Source organism: Jeongeupia chitinilytica (assembly GCF_014652315.1).
In the GTDB taxonomy this organism is placed as follows: domain Bacteria; phylum Pseudomonadota; class Gammaproteobacteria; order Burkholderiales; family Chitinibacteraceae; genus Jeongeupia; species Jeongeupia chitinilytica.
Genome location: NZ_BMYO01000008.1, coordinates 85,108 through 108,013 on the forward strand (window position 1 = coordinate 85,108; position 22,906 = coordinate 108,013).

The window sequence follows — 22,906 nt, forward strand, 5'->3', positions numbered from 1 at the left end:
CGTCGTACGGCCTTGCCCACGCAAAAAAGGAGGGTGAACACGATGTTGCGTTTCAACCGTTTTGCATTGGCGGCGATGCCGGCTGCACTGGCGATGGTGCAGGCTTATGCCGCCTATCCGGCCTGGACCGAGGGCAATACCTACGCTGCCGGTACCATCGTTTACTACCAGGGACATGACTACAAGGCGCTGACCACGCATACCGCCTATGTCGGCGCGGGCTGGACCCCGTCGACAACACCGACCCTGTGGCAGGACCTGGGTGTCGACACTGGTGCAACGCCGACGCCGACGCCGACGCCGACGCCGACGCCGACGCCGACGCCGACGCCGACGCCGACGCCGACGCCGACCCCGACCCCGACCCCGACCCCGACCCCGACCCCGACCCCGACCCCGACCCCGACCCCGACCCCCGCACCGACGCCGGCACCGACATCGTGCTATCCGGCCTGGCAAGGGCAGAGCAGTGGCACGGTCTCCTACAAGGGCAGGAACTGGGAGGCAAAGTGGTGGGCCAGTGCGAGTGACGTGCCCGGTGCCGATCAGTGGGGCCCGTGGAAAGACCTCGGTCCTTGCGGTTCGGTAACGCCGACGCCGACGCCGACGCCGACGCCGACGCCGACCCCGACCCCGACCCCGACCCCGACCCCGACCCCGACGCCGACGCCGACGCCGACGCCGACCCCGACCCCGACGCCGACCCCGACCCCGACCCCGACCCCGACCCCGACCCCGACCCCGGTCTCGGGCAAGTTCAGGTTTGCACCGTATGTCGACGTCAGCGGCAGCTTCGATCCGATCGGCTGGTCGCAGGCCACCGGACAGAAATACATCACGCTGGCGTTCTACAACTCGAACGGTGGTTGCGCCGGCACCTGGCCGTCCGACGAGGGCACGATCCTGTCCAAGGTGCAGGGCCTGCGGGCACTGGGCGGCGACGTGATCATCTCCAGCGGCGGCTGGAACGCGAACGACCTCGCACGCCGCTGCAGCGATGCCGCCAGTCTTGCCGCGGTCTATCAGGCGCAGCTCGACAAGTTCGGCGTCGACCATCTCGACCTTGATCCGGAAGCGGGCGACGTCTACAACAACCTCGAGCCGGCCGTCGTCGACCGCCGCAGCGCCGCCTTGAAGATCCTGCAGGACAACTTCAAGGCCAGGGGCAAGTCGCTGACGGTGTCGTTCACGCTCGGTGTCCATCCGGTGACCGGCTTCGCTTCGGCCGACCTGTACGTGCTGCAGTCGGCCAAAAACGCCGGCGTCGAGGTGGCCATCGTCAATCCGATGATCATGGACTACTACGACGGTGTCTCCGGCAACCAGATGGGCGCGCGCTCGGTGTCGGCACTGCAGGGCGTGTTCTCGCAGCTCAAGACGCTGTGGCCGGGCAAGACCGATGCGCAGTACTGGGCGATGATCGGTGCGACGGCGATGATCGGCCAGAACGACAATCCGACCGAGGTGTTCACGCTGGCCGATGCGCAACTGGTGCGCGACTTTGCCGTGCAGCAGGGCATGGGCCGGCTGGCGTTCTGGTCGCTCGGCCGTGACAACGGCAACTGCGCCGGCAACACCGCCGCCAACTGGCAGTGCAGCGGCATCGTGCAGCAGCAGTGGGACTTCAGCAGGATCTTCGGCAACTTTTAAGCCGGACATGCGCTGAGCAGCCGGGGCCTGAGGGCCCCGGTTTTTTTATCTGTTGGCCTCGTCCCCGCATCGGCGATAATTGCGCTTTCGCGGAGTCATCATGGCCATTTCCAGTTCGGACGTCCGGACCGACGTCGACCTCAGCCCGTACAACACGTTGCGCCTGCCGGCTCGCGCCAGCCGGCTGCTGACGATCGCCGATCCGGCGCAACTGGCCGGGATCGCCGGTGACACGCTGCTGGCGGCAATGCCCAAACACGTGCTCGGCGGCGGCAGCAATCTGGTGCTGCCCGATGTCGTCGACGGCCTGGTCCTGCAGGTCGGCATCCAGGGGCGTCGCGTGCTCGCCGAGGATGGCGATGCGGTCTACGTTGCCGCCGGTGCCGGCGAGGTCTGGCACGACTTCGTGATGTGGACGCTGGCGCAGGGCTGGGGCGGACTCGAAAATCTGGCGCTGATTCCCGGGTCCGTCGGCGCCGCGCCGGTACAGAACATCGGCGCCTACGGTGTCGAGGTCAAGGACTCCTTGGTCGAACTGACGGCCTACCGGCTCGCCGACGGCAGTGCGCGGGTGTTCACGCATGCCGATTGCCGTTTTGCCTACCGCGACAGCGTGTTCAAGCAGGAAGAGGCCGGTCGCTGGCTGATCGGCGAGGTGGTGTTCAAGCTGAGCAAGGCCGCGGCGCTGCATACCGGCTATGGCGACATCGAAGCCGAGCTGGTCGGTGCCGGTCTGCCGCGTACGCCGGCCGGCGTGGCGCAGGCGGTGATCAACGTCCGGCAGCGCAAGCTGCCCGACCCGGCCGTGATCGGCAACGCCGGCAGCTTTTTCAAGAACCCGATCGTCCCGGCAGTGCTGCGCGACGCGCTCGTTGCCGCGCATCCGAAGCTGGTGTCGTATCCGATGCCGGACGGTTGCTACAAGCTGGCGGCCGGCTGGCTGATCGAGCAGGCCGGCTGGAAGGGGCGCTGCCTCGGCCCGGTCGGCATGTACGAGAAGCAGGCGCTGGTCCTGGTCAACCACGGCGGCGCGCAACGTGCCGATGTGGCTGCGCTGACCGCCGCGGTCCAGTCCGGCGTCCGGGACTGCTTCGGCGTGCCGATCGAACCCGAACCGGTCTGGTGGTAAGCGCCTAACGCTGCGGCGTGACCGAACGCAGCGCGCCGCCGTCGTACCAGTAGTCGGCGGAGCGGACCCGGCCCGAGCGCCGGTCCAGCATGCACTGGTAGCGCAGGTCGCGCTCGTCGTTGCGGTTGCGCGCTTCGCCGCTGCCGAACACCCGCACTTCATTGCCGTTGCGGTCGAGCTGTGGCTGGCCGCGGAAGCGCAGCTTGCCGTCGCCATAGTTGCGGCGGGCAAACTCGTCCTGCACCGCACTCTGGCAACGCTTGACCACCTTGTTGCTGTCGTGGTCATCGTCATCTCCGGACCAGCGATCGTCGCGCCAGCGGATGTCGACGATGTAGAGCGCGTTGCTCGAGCGCGGGTCGAACAGTTCGATCTGCGCCGGGCGACGGCCGCTCGGCGGGTCGGCGCGGGTCAGGTGACCACGACCGCTGCGCAGTTCGACGCGAAAATCCCTGGGATTGTCCGGCAGCGGGCCGGAACAGCGTACCTGTCCCAGCGGGAAGTGCTCGCCGCCGAGCGTGCGCACGCGGACGTCATTGCCGCGCAGCTCGAGCACCACGCGGTCGTCGACGCGCTGACGGATTTCGCAATAGCCTTCGCCGCGTCCGCCACTGCTCCAGTAGCGGGCACCGTCATCGTCGGCGGCAGCAAACGGACTGGCCAGCAAACCGAATGCCACCACCGGGGCGAGCCATCGTTTCATGCATGTTTCTCCTGTCATCATATCGACCGAGCTTAAGTGGCCCGATCCGGCGATGACAAGAGAACCCGTTCACACTCCGCCCAGTGCCGCGAGCAGCTTGCCGTGCACGCCGCCGAAACCGCCATTGCTCATCACCAGCACCTGATCGCCCGGCTTGGCGGCCAGCGCGACAGCCCGAACCAGGGCGTCGAGATCGGTGAAGGTCCGCGCCTTGGCGCCGAGTGGCGCCAGTGCCTCGGCCGGATCCCAGCCGAGGTTGGCGTTGTAGCAGAACACCGCATCGGCGTCGGCGAGCGAGCCGGGCAGGGCGGCCTTCATCGTGCCGAGCTTCATCGTGTTCGAGCGCGGCTCGAGCACCGCCAGGATCCGTGCCTTGCCGACCTTGTGGCGCAGGCCGGCAATGGTGGTCGCGATGGCGGTGGGGTGGTGGGCGAAATCGTCGTAGACGGTGACCCCGCCGGCTTCGCCCTTGATTTCCATCCGCCGTTTGACGTTCCGGAACCGCGACAGTGCATCGATCGCCACGTCGGGGGTGACGCCGACATGGCGGGCCGCGGCGATGGCCGCGAGCGCGTTCAGGGCATTGTGTTCGCCGAGCAGTGACCAGACCAGCCGGCCCTGCAGTTCACCGTCGAGCAGCACGTCGAAGCCGTCGGCATGGACGGCGCCGATCGCCCAGCCGGCGTCGACGCCGAAGCGTTCGGCCGGTGTCCAGCAGCCGCGTTCGAGGACGCGGTCCAGACTGGCTTCGCGGCCGTTGACGATCAGCCGGCCGTTGCCCGGAACGGTGCGCACCAGATGATGGAACTGCGTCTCGATGGCGGCGAGATCGGCAAAGATGTCCGCGTGATCGAATTCCAGATTGTTGAGGATCGCCGTGCGCGGCCGGTAATGGACGAACTTGCTGCGCTTGTCGAAAAACGCCGTGTCATATTCGTCTGCTTCGATGACGAAGAACGGCGAGGTGCTGGCCGGGTCCTGTGCCGGCCGGCCGGGCAGCCGGGCCGAGATGCCGAAGTTCTCCGGCACGCCGCCGACCAGGAATCCCGGTGCAAGGCCGGCATCTTCAAGGATCCACGCGAGCATGCCGCTGGTCGTGGTCTTGCCGTGGGTGCCGGCAACGGCGAGGACCCATTTGTCGGCGAGGATGTGGTCGCGCAGCCATTCCGGGCCGCTGGTGTAGGGCAGGCCGGCGTCGAGGATGGCTTCCATCAGCGGATTGCCGCGCTTGACGACGTTGCCGACGACATACAGGTCGGCGCCCAGACTCAGTTGCGAGGCGTCCCAGCCCTCGATCAGCGCGATGCCGAGCGCTTCGAGCTGGGTGGACATGGGCGGATAGACGCCGGCATCGCATCCCGTGACCGTGTGACCGGCGGCGCGCGCGAGTGCGGCGACGCCACCCATGAAGGTGCCGCAGATGCCCAGAATGTGAATATGCATGGATAGCCCTAAGGGGATTGACGGTTGGCACGACTTGAGGCTGTTCGCGTACAATTCCGTCGCCCACCTGAACAAAAAAAGCCAAAAAGAACATGAGCATGACCTCGCCGGAGAGCCCGGTCGAAGTTGCCCGGATTGCGCTGAAACGCCTGGCCGAGCGCGGTTTGCCGCCGACGCCGGACAATTATGCGCAATTCTACAACGCGATCGTCACGATCAAGTCGCCACAGACCAAGGCGCCGGAAGATTTGCAGCAGGCCTGGCAGGTGCTGTGCCAGGTCGACGAAGCGGTGGGCGAAGCCAGCGAGGCGATGCAGCAACTGATCGACACGCTCGACGGCGAGCGCAGCGCGATGCTGGTCAGCCTTGGCCGGCTGCAGCACGCACATGCCGCGCATGTCGAACGGCGGGCCAGCGTCGAGGAAACGCACAGCACGCTGGCGGATCTGCTCGACCGCGTCATCAATTCGACGAACTCGATCCATTCGACCGTATCGGCATCCCACAGCGACCTGCAGTCGATCCGCGATTCGGTGCGCCACATCGAACAGGATCTGGCGTTCAACCGCAAGATGCTTGAACAGGACGCGCTGACCGGGACGTTCAACCGCCAGGGGCTCGACCATCATCTGGCGCGCGAGGTGAAACTGGCGCAACGCAACGGCCAGCGGCTGACGGCGGTGATTTTCGATCTCGACGACTTCAAGCAGATCAACGACCAGCACGGCCATCTGATCGGCGATCAGGTGCTGATCCATGTCGCCAACCTGACTCGGGTAGTGCTGCGCGAAAGCGACCTGCTGGTCCGCTACGGCGGCGAGGAGTTCCTGATCCTGCTGGCCGATACCGACATCAACGGCGCCAGCTATGTCATCGACCGGCTACGTACGGTCGCAGGCCGTACGCCGTTCGTGCACAAGGGCCAGCGTGTCGAGGTGAGCTTTTCGACCGGCATTGCCGAACTGCAGCCCGATGAAAACGGCCGTGCCTTGCTGCTGCGCGCCGACGAGGCGCTGTATCGGGCCAAGAACGCCGGCAAGAGCCGGACCGAGATCGCCTCTGCCTGACCGGTCTGGTGCCATCGGCGTCCACATTCGGCGCTAGAGCAGCGTGCGCGCGCCGTTGCCGAGCACCAGTACGGCAAAGTAGAGATACAGCGCCGCCGAAACGAGGTGGCAGCCCTGGATGAAGCGCGGGCCAAGCGTCCTGCCGCCATGGTGGGCCGTTGCGACGATGAAACTGCTCCAGGCCAGACCGCCGGCAAAGAAACCGCAAAGGAAACGCACCGCCGATCCGGCGCTGCCGTCGGTGGCATTGGCGATCAGTGCACCACCGACCGCGGCGAACCACAGGATCGACGACGGGGATGCCAGCGCCAGCATCAGGCCGCGGTTGAACAGCTGGCGCGAACGCGGCCGAACGGCGCTCCCGGCCACCTGCGCAGGCTGCCTGGCCGCGCGCCACGCTTCGCGTGCCATCTTCACCGCCAGCCAGAGCAGCAGCGTGCCGCCGACCAGCCAGGTGATCCACTGCACCGCCTTGAACTGCAGCAGCAGGCTCATGCCGACGAGCGAGAGAATCGCGTAGACCAGATCGCCGAAGCAGGAGCCGAGGCCGACGAGCAGACCGGAGCGCATGCCGTGCTTGAGGCTCGAGTCGATCATCGCCACATTGACGATGCCGATGTCCAGACACAGCGAGAGCGACAGCAGAAAGCCGGTGATGAAGACGTCCATACCGCGAGTATATCGACGTCCCCGTCACCGCGGTTGGCGTTAGCGGCCGCCCATGCCACCACCCATGCCACCTCCGCTCATGCCGCCGCCGGAATTGCTGCCGGGGCCAGCTTGTTTCTGCAGCCAGTTGCTCTGGGCGAGACCGCTGCCGTGGTCCGAACCATCGTCAGCGGCCCAGGCGATCGTGCCGAGGCCGAGGGTCAGTGCAAGTGCTGCCGCCAGTGTCTTCAGGGTGCGCATGGTCGTTCTCCGAAGGGAACCGCCTTGCGGCGGCTGCCGCATTGCGTCCCTGTCACCACATACGGTCGGCATGCGGCATCGGATGCACTCAGTTGCGCCAGAAGGCCGGGGTGAACAGTACCAGCACCGAAAACACCTCCAGCCGGCCGAGCAGCATCGCCAGCGAGCACAGCCACAACTGGACGTCCTCGAGTACGCCGTAGTTCGACGCAGGCCCGATCACCCCGAGGCCGGGACCCGCGTTGTTGAGGCAGGCCAGAACCGCCGAAAAACTCGAGACGAAATCGAGCCCGGTCGCGAGCAGCGCGAAGGTCAGCACCACGGCGCTCATGAAGTACAGGAAGATGAAGCCGAGTACGGCGAAGACCACCGGGTCGGGGATGCCCATGCCGTTGACGCGCAAGGGCCGTACCGCATTCGGATGCAGCAGCGTGGTGAACTGCCGGCTGGCCCCGCGGACGAGGATGATGGTACGGATCATCTTGATGCCGCCGCCGGTCGACCCGGAGCACGCGGCGACGCCGGACAGGAACAGCATCCACAGCGGGACGAAGATCGGCCATTGACCGAAGTCGGTGCTGGCGTAGCCGCTGCCGGTGGAAATCGACACGAGGTTGAACAGCACCATGCGCAGACTGGTCAGGTAATCGGCATAGGTATGCTGCCAGACCAGATAGCCGGCGAGGCCGAGGGTGCTGAAGCCCAGCAGCAGCACCATCGCCTTGAATTCCGAATCGCGCCAGTATTGCCTCAGGCTGCGGTTGGTCAGCGCAAGGTAGTGGGTGGCGAAGTTGGTGGCGGCGATCAGCATGAAGCCGATCAGGATCGCCTCGACCACCGGCGAGTCGAACTGGCCGACGCTGTTGTCATAGGTCGAAAAGCCGCCGAGGCTCATCGCCGACAGCGCATGGCAGACCGCATCGAACCAGCGCATGCCGCCGACGTAGCGCAGCATCAGCGCACAGGCGACGGTCAGCGCCGCATAGATCAGCCACAGGTTGCGCGCGGTTTCGCGGATGCGCGGGGTGAGCTTGGCATCCTTGATCGGCCCCGGCGTTTCGGCCTTGAACAGCTGCATGCCGCCGACGCCAAGCATCGGCAGGATGGCGACCGCGAGCACGATGATCCCGAGGCCGCCGATCCAGTTGAGCTGGTGGCGCCAGAGGTTGATCGACTCGGGCAGGTGCTCGAGCCCGGACAGCGCGGTGGCGCCGGTGGTCGTCAGTGCCGACAGCGCCTCGAAATAGGCGACCGACAGCCGGATGCCCGGCATCTGGAAAATCAGCGGCACCATCGCCACGGCCGGCAGCAGTGTCCACAGGCCGACGACGAGAACGAAGCCGTCCCTTACCTTCAACTCGCGCCGGAACCGCCGCGTCAGCGCGATGGTGATCAGACTCAGCGTCGTCAGTCCGGCCAAGGCGTCGATGAAGTGCCACAGCGCGGCATCGCCGAAGTACAGCGAGGCACCGATCGGTACCAGCATCGTGAACGAGAACAGCAGCGCGATCTTGGCCAGTACGTTGACGACCGGCAGTACGCGCAGCGCCGCGGTAATGCCGGCGGGCAGTGCCATCAGGGCCGGCCCCTGGGCGGTCCGGGTCCGGCGGCGCATCAGAGGAACCCCAGCTTGACGGCAAACAGCTGCTCGACCTCGCGGATGCCGCGCTTCTTGTCGACAAAGACGATCACGCGGTCTTCGGCCTCGATCATCGTGTCGTGGTGCGCCATCAGCACCTCGTCGCCGCGGATCACGGCGGCAATGTACAGCCCGGCGGGCAGGTTCAACTCCTCGATGCGCCGGCCGACGACGCGCGACGTCGCGCGCTTGCCGTGGGCGATGATTTCCAGCGCTTCGGCCGCGCCGCGGCGCAGGCTGTGCACCGAGACGATGTCACCGCGCCGTACCCGCGCCAGCAGCGAGCCGATCGTCGCCTGCGCCGGCGACAGTGCGACGTCGATCCGGCTGCCTTGCAGGAGGCCGACGTAGCGGGAACGGTTGATGATGGCGATGACCTTGCGTGCGCCCATCTGCTTGGCCAGGAGGCCCGACATGATGTTGTCCTCGTCGTCGCTGGTCAGCGCCAGATAGAGGTCGGTGCGGTCGATCTGTTCGGCGTCGAACAGCGTCTCGTCGGTCGCATCGCCGGACAGGACCAGGGTCTCGGGCAGTGCTTCGGCAAGCCAGGCGGCGCGTTCGCGATTCGATTCGATCAGCTTGATCTGGTAGTCGTGCTGCAGCGCCTGCGCCAGGCGGAAGCCGACGTTGCCGCCACCGGCGATCATGATCCGGCGGATCTTGCGCTCCTCGCCGTGCAGCTCGCGGATCACCTTGCGCATGTGCTGGCCGGCCGCAAGGACGAAGACCTCGTCGCCGACCTCGAGCACGCTGTCGCCGTCGGGGCGGATGTAACGGTTGCGACGGTAGATGCCGACGACACGACTGTCGACGTTGGGCAGCAACTGGCACAGGCCGGAGAGCGTCCTGCCGACCATGTGCGCATCGGCCTCGACGCGGACGACGACCATCTGCGCCTTGCCGTCGGCGAAGTCGAGGACCTGCAGGGCTTCGGGCGTCTCGACCAGGCTGACCAGATAGTCGGTGACGATCTGTGCCGGCGTGATCACGTGATCGATGGCAAACGCGCCGTGCTCGAACAGTTCGGGCCGGGCGAGGATGTCGGGATTGCGTACCCGGGCGAGCCGGGTCGGCACGTTGAAGAGCTCGTGGGCGATCTTGCACGCGACCATGTTGACCTCGTCGCTCGGTGTCACCGCGAGCAGCAGGTCGGCATCGCGTGCGCCGGCGGCTTCGAGGATCGCCGGGCTGGCGGCATTGCCGACCAGGGTGCGCAGGTCGAGCCGGTCCTGCAGCCCCTTGAGATTGGCGGCATGCTCGTCGACGATGGTGACGTGGTAGTGCTCCTGCACCAGCTGTTCGGCGACCGAGGCGCCGACGCGACCGGCTCCGAGGATGAGGATGTTCGACACGTTCTTCCTTGGCTGAAATGCCGAACGCAGCCGCGAGCGGCTGCGTTCGGTTCAGGGGCGTTTACCCGACCCCGATGCGTGCTGCGCCGGGCTCAGCTTTCGCTGACGGGCCGGTTCTTCTTCGGCATCTGGATGCCGAGCGACTTGAGCTTGCGGTACAGGTGGGTGCGCTCGAGGCCGATTTTCTCGGCGACGCGACTCATGTTGCCGCCGGACAGCTCGATGTGGCGCTCGAGATAGTACTTCTCGAACTGGTCGCGCGCTTCACGCAGGGGCAGGGCAAGGTCGAGCATCGGCAGCGGCGGTGGTGCCGTCTGCGGGAGCGCGACGACGCTTTCGCCACCCGGCGCGAACTGCGACAGGATGCGCGAGACCGGCGTGATGTCGATCTCGCCGTCACGGCTGGTCAGCGCCAGGCTCTTGACGACGTTGGCGAGTTCGTCGAGGTTGCCCGGCCAGTCCTGTTGCGCCAGCAGCTGCAGCGCAGCCTGGCTGAAGCGGCGCGGCCCCAGCTTGTTGGTGTTGACCGTTTCGGCCAGCAGGTTTTCGGCCAGACGGGCGATATCCTCGCGGTGGTCCTTGAGGCGCGGAACCGGCACGATCAGTTGGGACAGCGCATTCAGCAGTTCCGGATCGAGCTGGCCGGCGAGCTGGTCGAGCGGCTTGCTCGATGCCGAAACGAGCCGGACCTTCTGCTTTTCGAGCTTGCCGAGCAGGGTGCGCAGCCCGGCCTGGGCGCGGCGGTCGAGATAGGCGATATCGCGCAGGAACAGCGTGCCGCCGGTCGCCTTGTTGACGAGCTCGAGCGGTGCGATGGCGATGTCTTCGTTCGACAGCGGCGCGACAAAGGGCTGGTTCGGCGCAGCAAGGTAGCGGGCGCAGATTTCGAAACCGACGCCCGGCGCGCCGACGAGCAGCACCGGCGAGGTCTGGCCGCGGGCCGTATCGAGTGCGCGGTTGAGCTCGCGCACGACTTCGGCTTCGCCGAGGCGGGCCAGCGTCGGCAGCGGCTTGCTGGCTTCGACCGGTTGCGACAGCGCACGCTTGACCGTCGCGAGCAGCTTCTGCAGGCCGATCGGCTTTTCGAGGAAGTCGAGCGCACCGATGCGCGTGGCTTCGACCGCGGTGTCGATGGTCGCATGACCCGACATCATCACCACCGGCATGGTCAGTTGCCCGTTGCGTGCCCATTCCTTCAGCAGTGTCACGCCGTCGGTATCCGGCATCCAGATGTCGAGCAACACCAGTCGCGGCTGCGCCTGGTTCCTCAGCTTGCGTGCTGCCTCGGCGTTTTCCGCCACGGCGACGCTATAGCCTTCGTCCTGCAGAATCTCGGACAAGAGTTCGCGAATGCCAACCTCGTCGTCGACGACCAAAATATCCTGACTACCCACTTGTTTCCTCCGTGAGCGGCAGTTCGATCCTGACGAACGCGCCGCCGCTGTCGCGGTTTCCGGCCGTGATCCGGCCATGATGCTCTTCGATGAGCTTCTTGACGATGGCCAATCCGAGCCCCGTGCCCTTCTGTTTGGTGGTCACGTAGGGCTCGAAAATCCTCGGCAGCAAATCGCCGGGGAAGCCTGAACCGCTGTCTTCTACTGTTAGTCGAACAAATTTATCGGCTTTTTCGGTTTTCACGCAAATCTGCCGGGTTTCGCAAGCCTCGATCGCATCCTGCGCGTTTTGCAGCAGGTTGTGGATGACCTGGCGCAACTGGGTCGCATCGCCCATGATCATCATCGGTTCATGGGCGTTGTCGATGCGGGTCAGCGGCGCCGCCTCGTACAGTACCAGCACTTCGGCCAGCAGCTGCTGCAGATCCAGCGTTTTTTTCTTGCCGGTCGGCTTGCGTGCGTAGTCGCGGAACGCGTCGACCATCTGTTTGAGGGCGGCCACCTGCTTGACGATGGTCTGCGTGTTCTTCGACAGCAGCTCGGCCCCGGCGGTATCGAGCTTGTCGGCCAGTTTGAATTCCATCCGCTCGGCGGCCAGCTGGATCGGCGTCAGCGGATTCTTGATCTCGTGCGCCAGCCGGCGGGCGACTTCGCCCCAGGCGGCATCGCGTTGCGCCGACAGCAGGTCCGTCACATCGTCGAACACGACCAGATAGCCGCTGTCCTCGTCGCCGAGCATCAGGTGCGTGCCGCGAACGTTGAGGACGCGCTTCTGGTCGGCAATCTCGACCTGGCGCTGCCAGTGTTCTTCGTCGCTGTCGAAGCCGCGCGCGACCTCGTCGCAGAAGCCGGCCAGTGCCGGGTAACATTCCGGCCAGTCTTGCAGCGGCATCGGGCCGACGCGGACCGGATCGACGCCGAGGATGCGCAGGGCGCTCTGGTTGTTCGATGCCAGCTGCCAGTCGCGGTCGAACGACAGCACGCCGGCCGACAGCGAGCCGAGAATGCCTTCAAGATAGACCTTGCCGGCGGCCTGTGCCGCCTCCTGTTTTTCGAGCGAGGTGCGGGCTTCGGCCAGTTGCCGGGTCATCCGGTTGAACGAATGGGTCAGGATGCCGAGTTCGTCGCGGCTGATCACCGGCTGCCGCCGGCTCAGGTCGCCCGATGCGACCGCCCGTGTGGCTTCGGCAAGCACCGACAACGGCGCCGAGAGCTTGTCGGACAGATACATCGCCAGCGCCAGCGCGCCCAGCAGTGCCATCAGCAGTGCCAGCGTCAGCGTCAGGCTGAAAATGAGCTTGAGTCCCTGCCTTGCCTGCGACAGCTGCTTGTAGTCGGCACGCACGGTTTCGACGAGTTCGGCGTCGTCGGCCAGCTGTCTGGGTACCGGCTGCATCAGTTGCAGGATGCGCGCGCGCTCGCCGAAGCCGGATCCGTGCATCGCGACCAGCGTGCGCATCATCAGCCCCTGGTCGGCGGTCGATTCGATCTGCCGCACCGGATCGCGCAGCGCGCGTTTGAGCAGCGCCCTGTCGGGCAGGTTCGGGAACAGTCCGGCATTTTCGTTGCCGATGTGCGCCACCGTATTGCCCTGCTCGTCGAACAGCGAAATCTCCTGCACGCCGACCTGTTCGCGCAGCCGGGTCAGACGCGAGAACAGTTCCGAGCCGGTTTCGTCGTGGACATCGAGCGAAATCACCCTTGCCTTGCGGACGAGGTCGGTCAGCTGGTAATCGATGGCGTTGTGGCCGAGATTGAGGCCGCGGTCGAGCGCGTTGTCGACGCGGACGTTGAACCAGTTCTCGATCGAGCGGTTGAGGAACTGCACCGACAGGGTGTAGACCAGCGTGCCCGGCAGGACCGCGACCAGCGAGAAAGACAGCACCAGCCGCAGCGTCAGCCGCGAGCCGAATACCTTGGCGCGTACCCGCTTGATCAGCTGCCACAGGCGGGCACCGACAACGACGATCAGGCCGAACAGCAGGATGCCGTTCAGCGTCAGCAGCTCGGAGTAGTACTGCGAGAACGCCGAGGTGTTGCCCGATGCGGTTGCGAGCAGGAAGACGAGGATCGTCGCGATCGACGCGAGGATCAGCAGCAGCCGCCTCATTCGCGCGCCTCGTCACGGCTCGGGACGACATCGATCCACGCCGATTCGAGTTTCCAGTCGCCCTGACCGAGCGTCGACAGTTGGAACGGTTTGGGCATCTGCGACAGGTCGAGGCGCAGCCGCACTCGGCCGGCGAAGTCGCTCTTGTCGTCGGCGATCGATGTGTCGGCGAGTACGCCCCAGCCCTTGACGACACCGAGCGCGGACAGCGCGTCGTCGAGCGTGGCAAAACTGCGGTAATAGCTGCCGAGGTGCAGCCGGTACTGGCGCGAGATCGCGTGGTAGGACAGCCGGTAGCCGAGCTCGGCGGTCGGCGAGAACCAGTCGGCAACCTGGCGGTACAGCGCATAGCCGCGTGGCCGGGTCAGCTGGAATTCGTAAACGAAGGGCAGCGAGACGCCGTTGGTCAGGGCGCTTTCCAGCGTCGGATTGAGCGACACCGCAAACCGCGCCGACAGTTCGATCCGGTTGTTGCCGTAGTTCGCGCCGGCGGATTGGGCGCGGATGTTGCTGCCTTCGCCGAGCACGGCGCCGGCAGCGAGCCACATCAGCAGCGCGAAGACGACATTAAGGACGTTTGCGGAAAAGCGCGTAGTAGAAGCCATCGTGCTCGGGGGTCGGCAACAGCTGGCCATCGACGGGAAGGCCTTCGCTCAGCGGCAGTCGCTCGGCATCCGGATGGCGAGCCGCAAAGGCGTCGGCCTGTGCGCCGTTCTCGGCCGGAAAAATCGAGCAAGTAGCGTAGACGAGTTTGCCGCCAGGCGCCAAGAGCGGCCAGAGCGCGTCGAGCATCTGCCGCTGTTGTTGTGAAAAAGTAACAAAGTCGTTGTATCGACGCAACCACTTGATGTCGGGGTGGCGGCGGGCGACGCCGGTGGCCGAGCACGGCACGTCGGCCAGAATGCGATCGAACGGCTTACCGTCCCACCAGATCTTTGGCACCGCCGCATCGCCGGCCCTGAGCGTGGCCTTGAGGCCGAGACGCCTGAGGTTGTCATCGACGCGCGCCAGTCGTTGGCCGTCGACGTCGATCGCGGTCAGCTCGAGGTCGGCGAGCTCGAGCAGGTGGCCGGTCTTGCCGCCCGGTGCGGCGCAGGCGTCGAGTACGCGCATGCCGGGCTGGGCGTCGAGCAGCCGCGCGGCATGTTGTGCGCCCCAGTCCTGTACCGACACGCGGCCGTCGAAAAAGCCGGGCAGTTTGTCGACGCCGACCGGATGCGCGAGCAGGATCGCCGTGTCGTCGAGCGCGCGGGCTTCGAGGCCGACGGCGGCCAGTTCGGCCAGATAGCTATCGACGTCACCCTGGCGACGATTGACGCGCAAGGTCATCGGCGGATGCTGGTTGGACTGCTCCAGCACGCTGCGCCACGCACTCGGGTAAGCCTTGCGCATCGCCGCAATCCACCAGTCCGGGTGCGACCAGTGGCCGGCATCGGTGCGCCGGGCGTCCTTGAGCAGTTCGTCGCGGCGGCGCAGGAAATTGCGCAGGATGGCGTTGACGAGCCCTTTGCCCTGGCCGGTGCCGGTGTGTGCGGCGACCTTCACCGCGTGATCGACAACGGTGTACGGCGCGGCCCGGGTGAAGTTGAGCTGGTAGATGCCGACGAGCAGCAGGGCGCGCAGTTCGACTTCGTGTACCGGTTTGGACAGCAGGGTGTCGAGCATGGTGTTGAGCAGGCCGAGCTGGCGCAATGCGCCGTAACTCACGTCCTGGATCGCGCCGCGCTGCTGCGGCTTGAGCTCGGGATCGGCACGCCAGACTTCGGCGAGTGCATCGGTCAGCGTCTTGCCGCCGAGGACGGCGGTCAGGATGCGGGTGGCGTATTTCTGGGTGGCGTACATATCGGGTTCCGCTATGGGGGGCGCCGGAGCGCGGGCCGAACGCGCCGCCATGCAGTCGGTGGCTGGCGTCGGCCGCGCGATCCGGCGCGGGGTATCAGTACGGCAGCTGGCCGCGGGCCATCGCGCTCAGCCGGGCGACGCGGTCCGCGGTCTGCGGGTGGGTGCGGAACAGGTCGGACAGGCCCCCGCCGGTGAGCGGATTCATGATCATCATCTGCGCGGTTTCCGGATGGGCTTCGGCGGCGTGCATCGGAATGCCGCGGGCGTAGGCCTCGATTTTTTGCAGCGCGTCGGCCAGTGCCTGCGGGTCGCCGCTGATGCGGGCGCCACCGGCGTCGGCGGCGAATTCGCGCGAACGCGAGATCGCCATCTGGATCACGCTGGCCGCCAGCGGGGCGAGGATGGCCAGCAGGATGCCGACGATCGGGTTGATCGAACGGCCGTTTTCGTCGCGCCCGCCGAAGAACATCGCAAAGTTGGCCAGCGCCGAGATGGCACCGGCCATCGTCGCCGAGATCGTCGAGATCAGGATATCGCGGTGCTGGACGTGCGCCAGTTCATGCGCCATCACGCCGCGCAGTTCGCGGTACGACAGCACGCGCATGATGCCGGTGGTCGCGGCCACGGCGGCGTTTTCCGGATTGCGGCCGGTGGCGAAGGCATTCGGCTGGTCCTCGTCGATCACGTAGACCTTGGGCATCGGCAGGCCGGCGCGCTGCGCCAGCTCCTGCACCATGCCGTAGAGTTCCGGTGCGGTCCGGGCATCGACCTGATGGGCGTTGTACATCTTCAGCACCATCTTGTCGGAATTCCAGTAGGCGAACACGTTCATCGCGCCGCCGAACAGCAGCGCCATCATCATGCCGCTCTTGCCGCCGATGAGGCCGCCGATGAAAACAAACAGCGCCATGATGGCGGCCATCAGGATGGTCGTCTTGAGCCAATTGTTCATATCGTGAAGTCTCGCAAAGGTAAGGGGCGTGGTGACGGGCAGTACGGTGCGGCTGTACTGCCCTGCTGCAGATGTGATTGCGGCGGCGGCGGAAAATTCAATCGCCGAGTACGATTCCCGCTGTCAGCGGCCGGCCGGCGAGGAATGCGGTCGCGTCGAGCCGCTTGCCGCCGGCCAGTTGCAGCGTCGTCAGCGCCAGCGCGCCGGTACCGCAGGCAACGACGATGCCGCGGCGGTCGGCCGACTGCACCGTACCGGCGGCGCCTTGGGCGTCGACCGGGTGTGCGGCCCAGATTTTCAGCGCGGCACCGTCGAGCGTCGTCTGCGCCGACGGAAAGGGGTTGAACGCGCGGATCATCCGGTCAAGCTCGGTTGCAGACCGTTGCCAGTCGATGCGCGATTCGTCCTTCTGCAGCTTCTCGGCGTAGGTGACGCCGTCCTGCGGCTGTACCCGGCGTGCGGCCTGCAGTGACGGCAGGTCGGCCAGCGCGGCGACGATGGCATCGGCGCCTTGCACGGCCAGCTTGTCGTGCAGCGTATGCGCGTTGTCGTCGGCGGCGATCGGTGTCACGTGGACGCTGAGCATGTCGCCGGTATCGAGTCCGGCGTCCATCTGCATGATGGTGATGCCGGTTTCGGTGTCACCGGCGAGGATGGCGCGCTGGATCGGCGCGGCGCCGCGCCAGCGCGGCAGCAACGAGGCGTGGATGTTGAGGCAGCCCAGCCGCGGCAGGTCGAGCACTGCCTGTGGCAGGATCAGGCCGTAGGCGGCAACGACCATCACGTCGATGCCGAGATCCTGCAGCGGTGCCTGCTGCTCCGGCGTGCGCAGCTTTTCCGGCTGGTAGACCGGCAGGTCGTGCTCGAGCGCGACCTGCTTGACCGGCGACGGCGTGAGTTTCATGCCCCGGCCGGACGGGCGGTCCGGCTGGCTCAGCACCAGCACGACCTCGTGGCCGGCGGCGATCAGCGCACGCAGCGCGCTGGCGGCAAAGTCCGGCGTGCCGGCAAATGCGATCTTCATTCGGGTCCGTTACAGCGTCTTGCGCTGGTTTTTTTTCAGTTTCTGGATAATGCGGTCGAGCTTGAGCCGGGAGAGTTTTTCGACGAAAACCTTGCCGTTCAGATGGTCGAGTTCGTGCTGAACGCAAATCGCCAGCAACTCGTCGGCATCGAATTCGAATTGCTCGCCATTTACGCGCTGGGCCCGCACCTTGATGCGCTCGGCACGTTCGACTTCTTCGTAAATCCCCGGTACCGACAGGCAGCCTTCCTCGTAGCGTGTCTTGCCGTCCATCTCGGTGATTTCCGGGTTGATCAGGACGAGCAATTCGTCCTTGGTTTCCGACAGGTCGATGACGACGATGCGCTGGTGCACGTCGACCTGCGTTGCGGCAAGGCCGATGCCTGGTGCCGCGTACATCGTCTCGGCCATATCGGCGACGAACTGTTGCAAATGTTCGTCAAAAACGGTGACCGGTTTGGCGACGGTATGCAGGCGTTCATCCGGGTAGTGCAGAATATTCAGAATGGCCATGATTGCTTGCAGCTGAAAAAGTTTGTATGCAGAATCGATTGGGTTTGGCTTTCAGGGCAATCGCCCGGCATTACATATCGCTTAATAAAGAATCCGTTGGCGGATTCAAACTAAACAGAGACGAGCGCCACCATGCGTAAAACGATTATATCGCTACTTTTGGCCGTCAGCGCCGGCATTGGTTCGGCGCACGCCGATACGCTGGCGCTGCAGAACGACGCGCCGGAGCGCTATGTGGTGGTCAAGGGCGATACGCTGTGGGCCATTTCGGGTCATTTCCTCAAGCAGCCGTGGCGCTGGCCCGAAATCTGGAAGCTGAACAAGGACGAGATCAAGAACCCGCACTGGATCTACCCCGGTGACGTGGTCATCCTCGACCGTTCCGGCGATACGCCGAGGCTGAAGCTGCTCAAGAGCGACAAGGTGGCCAACCGTGGCGTGATCAAGGTCGGGCCGCGAATCCGTTCGACCCAGATCGATGAAAACGGTGCCGCACCGAGCATTCCGTACGCGGCGATCGAGCCCTTCCTGAACAAGCCGCTGGTGATCGAGCCCGAGGCGTTCAAGGCGGCGCCGCGCGTGGCTGCGGGGCCGGATTCGCGGGTCATGTTTGCCAGTGGCGACCGGATTTATGCCGTCGACCTCCAGGGACAAGCGGGCGATACCTGGCAGGCCTTCCGCCCGGGCCAGCCGCTGATCGATCCGGACGATCCGGACCGCAAGCGCGTGATCGGTTACCAGGTCGATTATCTTGGTGACGTGCGCATGGACAAGGAAGGCGACGTAGCGACACTGCGTGTCGTCAGCACCCGGGAGGAAATCGGCGTCGGGAGCCGGCTGATCCGTGCCACCGACGTGCCGTTCATCAACTACGCACCGCACGCGCCGTTGCAGCCTCTGAGCGGTCGAGTGGTATCGGCGTACGGCGGCGTGGCCGAGGCCGGCCAGTACACGACGGTGGTGATCAACCGCGGCAGCGAGGCCGGCGTCGACATCGGCACCGTGCTGAATACCTACAAGCGTGAACGGCCGATCGCCAAGGAAAGCAGTGCCGAGCCGGATCGTGTCACCCCGCCGGAAAAGAGCGGTAATGTCTTCGTCTACCGCGTGTTCCCGAAATTCAGCTACGGACTGCTGCTCGACAGCACCCTGCCGGTCAACGTCGGTGACGACGTGAAATCGCCGAGCTGAGCACGCGTGATGGACGCTACGGCCGCGCATTGCGCGGCCGTTTCATTTGGGAGTCGTGATGGCCGATCCTGACCTCGTTGACTGGCTGCGTTTCACGGCCGTGCCCGGTGTCGGCCCGCGCCGGCAACTGGCACTGTTGCGCGCGTTCGGCGAGCCGGCACGGGCGCTGGGGGCCTCCGAGGCCGAATTGCGCGAGATCCTGCCGTCCGGCGTGCTGCCGGCCTGGCTGACGGCTGCAGCATCCCCGCCACAGCTCGACGCGACGCTGGCGTGGCTGGACGCGCCCGGTGCTGCCATCGTCACGCTTGGCGAGCAGGCGTACCCGCAGCGTCTGCTCGACCTGCCGGATCCGCCGGTGCTGCTTTATCTGAAAGGACGTGCCGAGCTGCTGGGGCGCCCGATGCTGGGCGTTGTCGGCAGTCGTGGCGCGACGCCGCAAGGCCTGGCGAATGCCGGTGCGTTTGCCGAAGCGATGTCGGCATCCGGGCTCGGCATTGTCAGCGGTCTGGCGGCAGGCATTGATGCCGCCGCGCACGAAGGAGGGCTGGCCGGCGCCGGGAGCACGATCGCCGTTGTCGGTACCGGACTCGACCGGGTCTATCCGGCGAGCAACCGCGCGCTGGCCCACCGGATCGCCGAGGCGGGCTTGATCGTTTCCGAGTTTGCCCTCGGTACGCCGCCCAAAGCCGAGCATTTTCCGCGTCGCAATCGCCTGATTGCGGCGCTGTCGCACGGCGTACTCGTCGTCGAGGCCGCACTCGGCAGCGGCTCGCTGATTACCGCAAAGCAGGCCGTCGAGCTCGGGCGCGAGGTGTTTGCCATCCCCGGCTCGATCCACTCGCCGCAGGCGCGTGGCTGCCACCGGTTGATCAAGGATGGCGCCAAGCTGGTCGAGTCGGCCGACGACGTGCTCGACGAGCTCGACTGGCAGGCCCGCCTTGCGCCACCGGTGCGCCCTGTACCGGCGGCCGCTGTACCGGAGAGCGATGCGTCGGTGCTCGATGCGCTCGGCCACGATCCGGCCGATCTCGACACGCTGGTGGTACGAAGCGGCTTGACGGTCGAGCGCCTGTGCGCGATTCTGCTCGGCTTGGAATTGACCGGCCGGGTCGCAGCATTGCCGGGCGGCCGCTACCAGCGGCTGGCTTGAATCGTGCGGCAACGGCCCCAGATGGATTGCATGCTCGACGTTCTCGCCTACCTCTTTCAGCAGTACTACGACGCCGACGGCGAACCGGACATGTCGCAGCTGGCCCGCCGGCTGTCCGGTGCCGGTTTCGACGACGACGAAATCCGCGAGGCGCTGGCCTGGCTGTCCGAACTGTCCACGCTCGATGCTGGTGCTTATGCCGCCCTGTCGATCGACGGGCCGCGGATGCTGCATCCGATCGAATCGAACAAGCTCGGCGACGATGCGATCGTCTACTGGCATTCGCTGGAAGCGTCGCGGGTCTTGTCACCGGAAGAGCGCGAGCTGGTGCTCGACCGCGTCCTGCGCGACGAATCGGGCGAAGTCGAGGCCGACCGGCTCAAACTGATCGTGCTGATGGTCGTCTGGCGCAAACGCGATGAACTGTCTAACCTCCTGATCGAGGAGATCCTCTTCGGTCGCGACGGCGCGACGCTGCATTAAGCCTCGCTTGCCACCCCGGCACACCGGGTCTAATATCCGCCACTTTTTTGAGCATCGGCCGCCATGCCCGCCAATCTGTTGATCGTCGAGTCGCCCTCCAAGGCGAAGACGTTGCAAAAGTACCTCGGCAAGGATTTCCAGATCCTCGCCTCCTACGGTCACGTCCGCGGTCTGGTGCGCAAGGACGGCTCGGTCGACACCGAACACGACTTCAAGATGAAGTATCAGGTGATCGACAAGAACAAGAAGCACGTCGACGCGATCTGTGCGGCGGTGAAAGAGGCGGACAACGTCTACCTCGCATCCGACCCGGACCGCGAAGGTGAAGCGATCTCCTGGCACATCATGGAGATCCTCAAGGGCAAGAAGCTGCTGGACCCGGCCAAGACGTTCAAGCGGGTCGTGTTCCACGAAATCACCGAATCGGCGGTCAAGGCCGCGATCGAACACCCGCGCGACATCGACAGCAACCTCGTCAACGCGCAGCAGGCGCGCAGCGCGCTCGACTATCTGGTCGGTTTCAACCTGTCGCCGCTGTTGTGGCGCAAGGTGCGCTCGGGGCTGTCGGCCGGCCGGGTACAGAGTCCGGCACTGCGGCTGATCTGCGAGCGCGAGATCGAAATCCGCGCCTTCACCGCGCAGGAATACTGGACCATCCATCTCGACAGCCACAAGGGCCGGCAGAAGTTCGGTGCGCGGCTGTCGCAGTGGCAGGGCAAGAAGCTCGAGCAGTTCGACATTCCCGACGAAGCGACGCAGGCCGACATCCTCGCGGCGCTGAACGGCGCGGACGCGCGGGTCGCCAAGGTCGAGAAGAAGAAGAAATCCCGCAGTCCGGCTGCACCGTTCACGACGTCGACGCTGCAACAGGAAGGCGTGCGCAAGCTCGGCATGACGACCGATCGCGTCATGCGTACCGCGCAGCAGCTGTACGAAGGGATCAACCTCGGCGGCGAGACCGTCGGTCTGATCACCTATATGCGTACCGACGCGGTGGCGCTGTCGAACGAAGCGCTGGAAGACATCCGCGGCTACATCGGCGACAACTTCGACAAGGACTATCTGCCGAAGGACGCCATCGTCTACAAGAACAAGTCCAAGAACGCGCAGGAAGCGCACGAGGCCGTGCGACCGACGTCGATCGCGCGCACGCCCGACTCGGTCAAGGCCTTCCTCAGCCTGGACCAGTTCAAGCTCTACCAGATGATCTGGAAACGCACGCTGGCGTGCCAGATGACGCCGGCCAAGTTCGATACCGTCGGCGTCGACATCGAGGTCGGCGCGCAGGCGGTGTTCCGTGCCTCGGGTCAGACGCTGGTGTTCCCGGGCTTCATCGCCGTGTACCAGGAAGACCAGGACGACGTCGAGGACGACGAGGACGAAGCGCGCCTGCCGCCGCTCGAAGAAGGCGAGGTATTGCCGGTCGACAAGCTCGCCGGCGAGCAGCACTTTACCCAGCCGCCGCCGCGCTACTCCGAAGCCTCGCTGGTGAAGGCGCTGGAAGAGTTCGGCATCGGCCGTCCGTCGACATATGCGTCGATCATCAAGACGCTGAAGGATCGCGAGTACGTCGATCTCGACAAGAAGCGCTTCATTCCGACCGACACCGGCGAGGTGGTCAACAAGTTCCTGACCGACCACTTCACCCAGTACGTCGACTACAACTTCACCGCCAAGCTCGAAGACCAGCTCGACGAAATCTCCAACGGTTCGCGCGAGTGGGTGCCGGTACTCGACGATTTCTGGAAGCGCTTCCATAGCACGGTCGAAGAAAAGCAGAGTCTGTCGCGCAAGGAAGTGACGCAGGAAGAGCTCGACGAAGACTGCCCGAAGTGCGGCAACAAGCTGGCAATCCGGCTGGGCAAGCGCGGGCGTTTCATCGGCTGCACCACGTATCCCGAGTGCGACTACACCCGCAATCTCGGTGACGATGCCGATGCGGCACCGGTCGAGCCCGAAGTGGTGCCGGACCGGACTTGCCCGAAGTGCGACAGCCCGCTGCACATCAAGATGGGCCGCTACGGCAAGTTCATCGGTTGCTCGGCCTATCCGAAGTGCAAGCACATCGAGCCGCTGGAACCGCCGAAGGACACCGGGGTCGAGTGCCCGCAGTGCCACAAGGGCACGCTGAAGGAAAAGAAGAGCCGCTACGGCAAGCTGTTCTATTCGTGCAGCACCTATCCGGACTGCAATTACGCGACCTGGGATCCGCCGATCGCCGAGGCCTGCCCGCAGTGCCACTGGCCGGTGCTGACGATCAAGACGACCAAGCGGCGCGGTGTCGAGAAGAAATGCCCGCAGAAGGAATGCGGCTGGTCCGAAGTGATCGAGCCGCCGGCTCCGAAGGAATGATGA

20 protein-coding genes are annotated in these 22,906 nt (G+C 65.5%); 7 read left to right on the forward strand and 13 right to left on the reverse strand.

The annotated features are described in order from the left end of the window. The first annotated feature begins 42 nt into the window (after positions 1-42). Positions 43-1,650, forward strand: coding sequence for a carbohydrate-binding protein (locus IE097_RS14855; protein WP_189461808.1), 1,608 nt, complete (start codon positions 43-45; stop codon positions 1,648-1,650). A 100-nt stretch (positions 1,651-1,750) separates the two neighbouring features. Further along, positions 1,751-2,779, forward strand: a complete 1,029-nt coding sequence (gene murB / locus IE097_RS14860; protein WP_189461638.1) for a UDP-N-acetylmuramate dehydrogenase — start codon at positions 1,751-1,753, stop codon at positions 2,777-2,779. 4 nt (positions 2,780-2,783) lie between these two features. On the opposite strand, the gene IE097_RS14865 is transcribed toward murB, so the two are convergent. Both IE097_RS14865 and mpl read right to left on the reverse strand, forming a co-directional pair. After that, entirely contained in the window at positions 2,784-3,482 is a 699-nt protein-coding gene (locus IE097_RS14865; protein ID WP_189461639.1) for a hypothetical protein, read from the reverse strand. 69 nt (positions 3,483-3,551) lie between these two features. Continuing rightward, a complete protein-coding gene (gene mpl / locus IE097_RS14870) occupies positions 3,552-4,925 on the reverse strand; it encodes a UDP-N-acetylmuramate:L-alanyl-gamma-D-glutamyl-meso-diaminopimelate ligase (protein ID WP_189461640.1) in 1,374 nt (457 codons plus the stop codon). A 92-nt stretch (positions 4,926-5,017) separates the two neighbouring features. Between mpl and IE097_RS14875 the strand changes: the two genes are divergently transcribed. After that, a complete protein-coding gene (locus tag IE097_RS14875; protein ID WP_229797608.1) occupies positions 5,018-5,992 on the forward strand; it encodes a GGDEF domain-containing protein in 975 nt (324 codons plus the stop codon). 33 nt (positions 5,993-6,025) lie between these two features. Here the strand turns inward: IE097_RS14875 and IE097_RS14880 are convergent, their stop codons facing one another. The 11 genes from IE097_RS14880 to def all read right to left on the reverse strand — a co-directional run bounded on the left by IE097_RS14880 (position 6,026) and on the right by def (position 17,727). After that, positions 6,026-6,661 carry a LysE family translocator gene (locus tag IE097_RS14880; RefSeq protein ID WP_189461642.1) on the reverse strand — a complete coding sequence of 212 codons (636 nt, stop codon included), beginning with the start codon at positions 6,659-6,661 and terminating at the stop codon, positions 6,026-6,028. Positions 6,662-6,700: 39 nt separating this feature from the next. Beyond that, entirely contained in the window at positions 6,701-6,901 is a 201-nt protein-coding gene (locus tag IE097_RS14885) for a hypothetical protein (protein ID WP_189461643.1), read from the reverse strand. A gap of 88 nt (positions 6,902-6,989) precedes the next feature. Next, the gene (locus tag IE097_RS14890) at positions 6,990-8,477 is read right to left on the reverse strand and encodes a TrkH family potassium uptake protein (protein WP_189461644.1); all 1,488 of its coding nucleotides are present in this window, start codon (positions 8,475-8,477) and stop codon (positions 6,990-6,992) included. 38 nt (positions 8,478-8,515) lie between these two features. Then, a complete protein-coding gene (gene trkA / locus IE097_RS14895; RefSeq protein WP_189461645.1) occupies positions 8,516-9,892 on the reverse strand; it encodes a Trk system potassium transporter TrkA in 1,377 nt (458 codons plus the stop codon). Positions 9,893-9,984: 92 nt separating this feature from the next. After that, positions 9,985-11,286, reverse strand: coding sequence for a sigma-54-dependent transcriptional regulator (locus IE097_RS14900; RefSeq protein WP_189461646.1), 1,302 nt, complete (start codon positions 11,284-11,286; stop codon positions 9,985-9,987). After that, positions 11,279-13,396 (reverse strand): sensor histidine kinase, encoded by a 2,118-nt coding sequence (locus IE097_RS14905; protein WP_189461647.1) that lies wholly within the window; start codon positions 13,394-13,396, stop codon positions 11,279-11,281. The genes IE097_RS14900 and IE097_RS14905 overlap by 8 nt, the downstream gene beginning before the upstream one ends. Next, positions 13,393-14,001 (reverse strand): DUF4390 domain-containing protein, encoded by a 609-nt coding sequence (locus IE097_RS14910; protein ID WP_189461648.1) that lies wholly within the window; start codon positions 13,999-14,001, stop codon positions 13,393-13,395. Before IE097_RS14910 ends, IE097_RS14905 begins: the two co-directional genes overlap by 4 nt. Continuing rightward, positions 13,964-15,238, reverse strand: a complete 1,275-nt coding sequence (rsmB, locus tag IE097_RS14915) for a 16S rRNA (cytosine(967)-C(5))-methyltransferase RsmB (protein WP_189461649.1) — start codon at positions 15,236-15,238, stop codon at positions 13,964-13,966. The genes IE097_RS14910 and rsmB overlap by 38 nt, the downstream gene beginning before the upstream one ends. Before the next feature lie 94 nt (positions 15,239-15,332). Beyond that, the gene (gene htpX / locus IE097_RS14920; protein ID WP_189461650.1) at positions 15,333-16,190 is read right to left on the reverse strand and encodes a zinc metalloprotease HtpX; all 858 of its coding nucleotides are present in this window, start codon (positions 16,188-16,190) and stop codon (positions 15,333-15,335) included. 97 nt (positions 16,191-16,287) lie between these two features. Then, positions 16,288-17,214, reverse strand: a complete 927-nt coding sequence (gene fmt, locus IE097_RS14925; RefSeq protein ID WP_189461651.1) for a methionyl-tRNA formyltransferase — start codon at positions 17,212-17,214, stop codon at positions 16,288-16,290. A 9-nt stretch (positions 17,215-17,223) separates the two neighbouring features. After that, positions 17,224-17,727, reverse strand: coding sequence for a peptide deformylase (def, locus tag IE097_RS14930; protein ID WP_189461652.1), 504 nt, complete (start codon positions 17,725-17,727; stop codon positions 17,224-17,226). Between the two features lie 132 nt (positions 17,728-17,859). On the opposite strand from def, the gene IE097_RS14935 reads away from it, so the two are divergent. The 4 genes from IE097_RS14935 to topA all read left to right on the forward strand — a co-directional run bounded on the left by IE097_RS14935 (position 17,860) and on the right by topA (position 22,903). Further along, a complete protein-coding gene (locus IE097_RS14935) occupies positions 17,860-18,918 on the forward strand; it encodes a LysM peptidoglycan-binding domain-containing protein (protein ID WP_189461653.1) in 1,059 nt (352 codons plus the stop codon). Positions 18,919-18,976: 58 nt separating this feature from the next. After that, entirely contained in the window at positions 18,977-20,068 is a 1,092-nt protein-coding gene (dprA, locus tag IE097_RS14940) for a DNA-processing protein DprA (RefSeq protein ID WP_189461654.1), read from the forward strand. Positions 20,069-20,098: 30 nt separating this feature from the next. Further along, a complete protein-coding gene (locus tag IE097_RS14945) occupies positions 20,099-20,551 on the forward strand; it encodes a Smg family protein (RefSeq protein WP_189461655.1) in 453 nt (150 codons plus the stop codon). A gap of 63 nt (positions 20,552-20,614) precedes the next feature. Continuing rightward, the gene (gene topA / locus IE097_RS14950; protein WP_189461656.1) at positions 20,615-22,903 is read left to right on the forward strand and encodes a type I DNA topoisomerase; all 2,289 of its coding nucleotides are present in this window, start codon (positions 20,615-20,617) and stop codon (positions 22,901-22,903) included. The last annotated feature ends 3 nt before the right edge of the window (positions 22,904-22,906 follow it).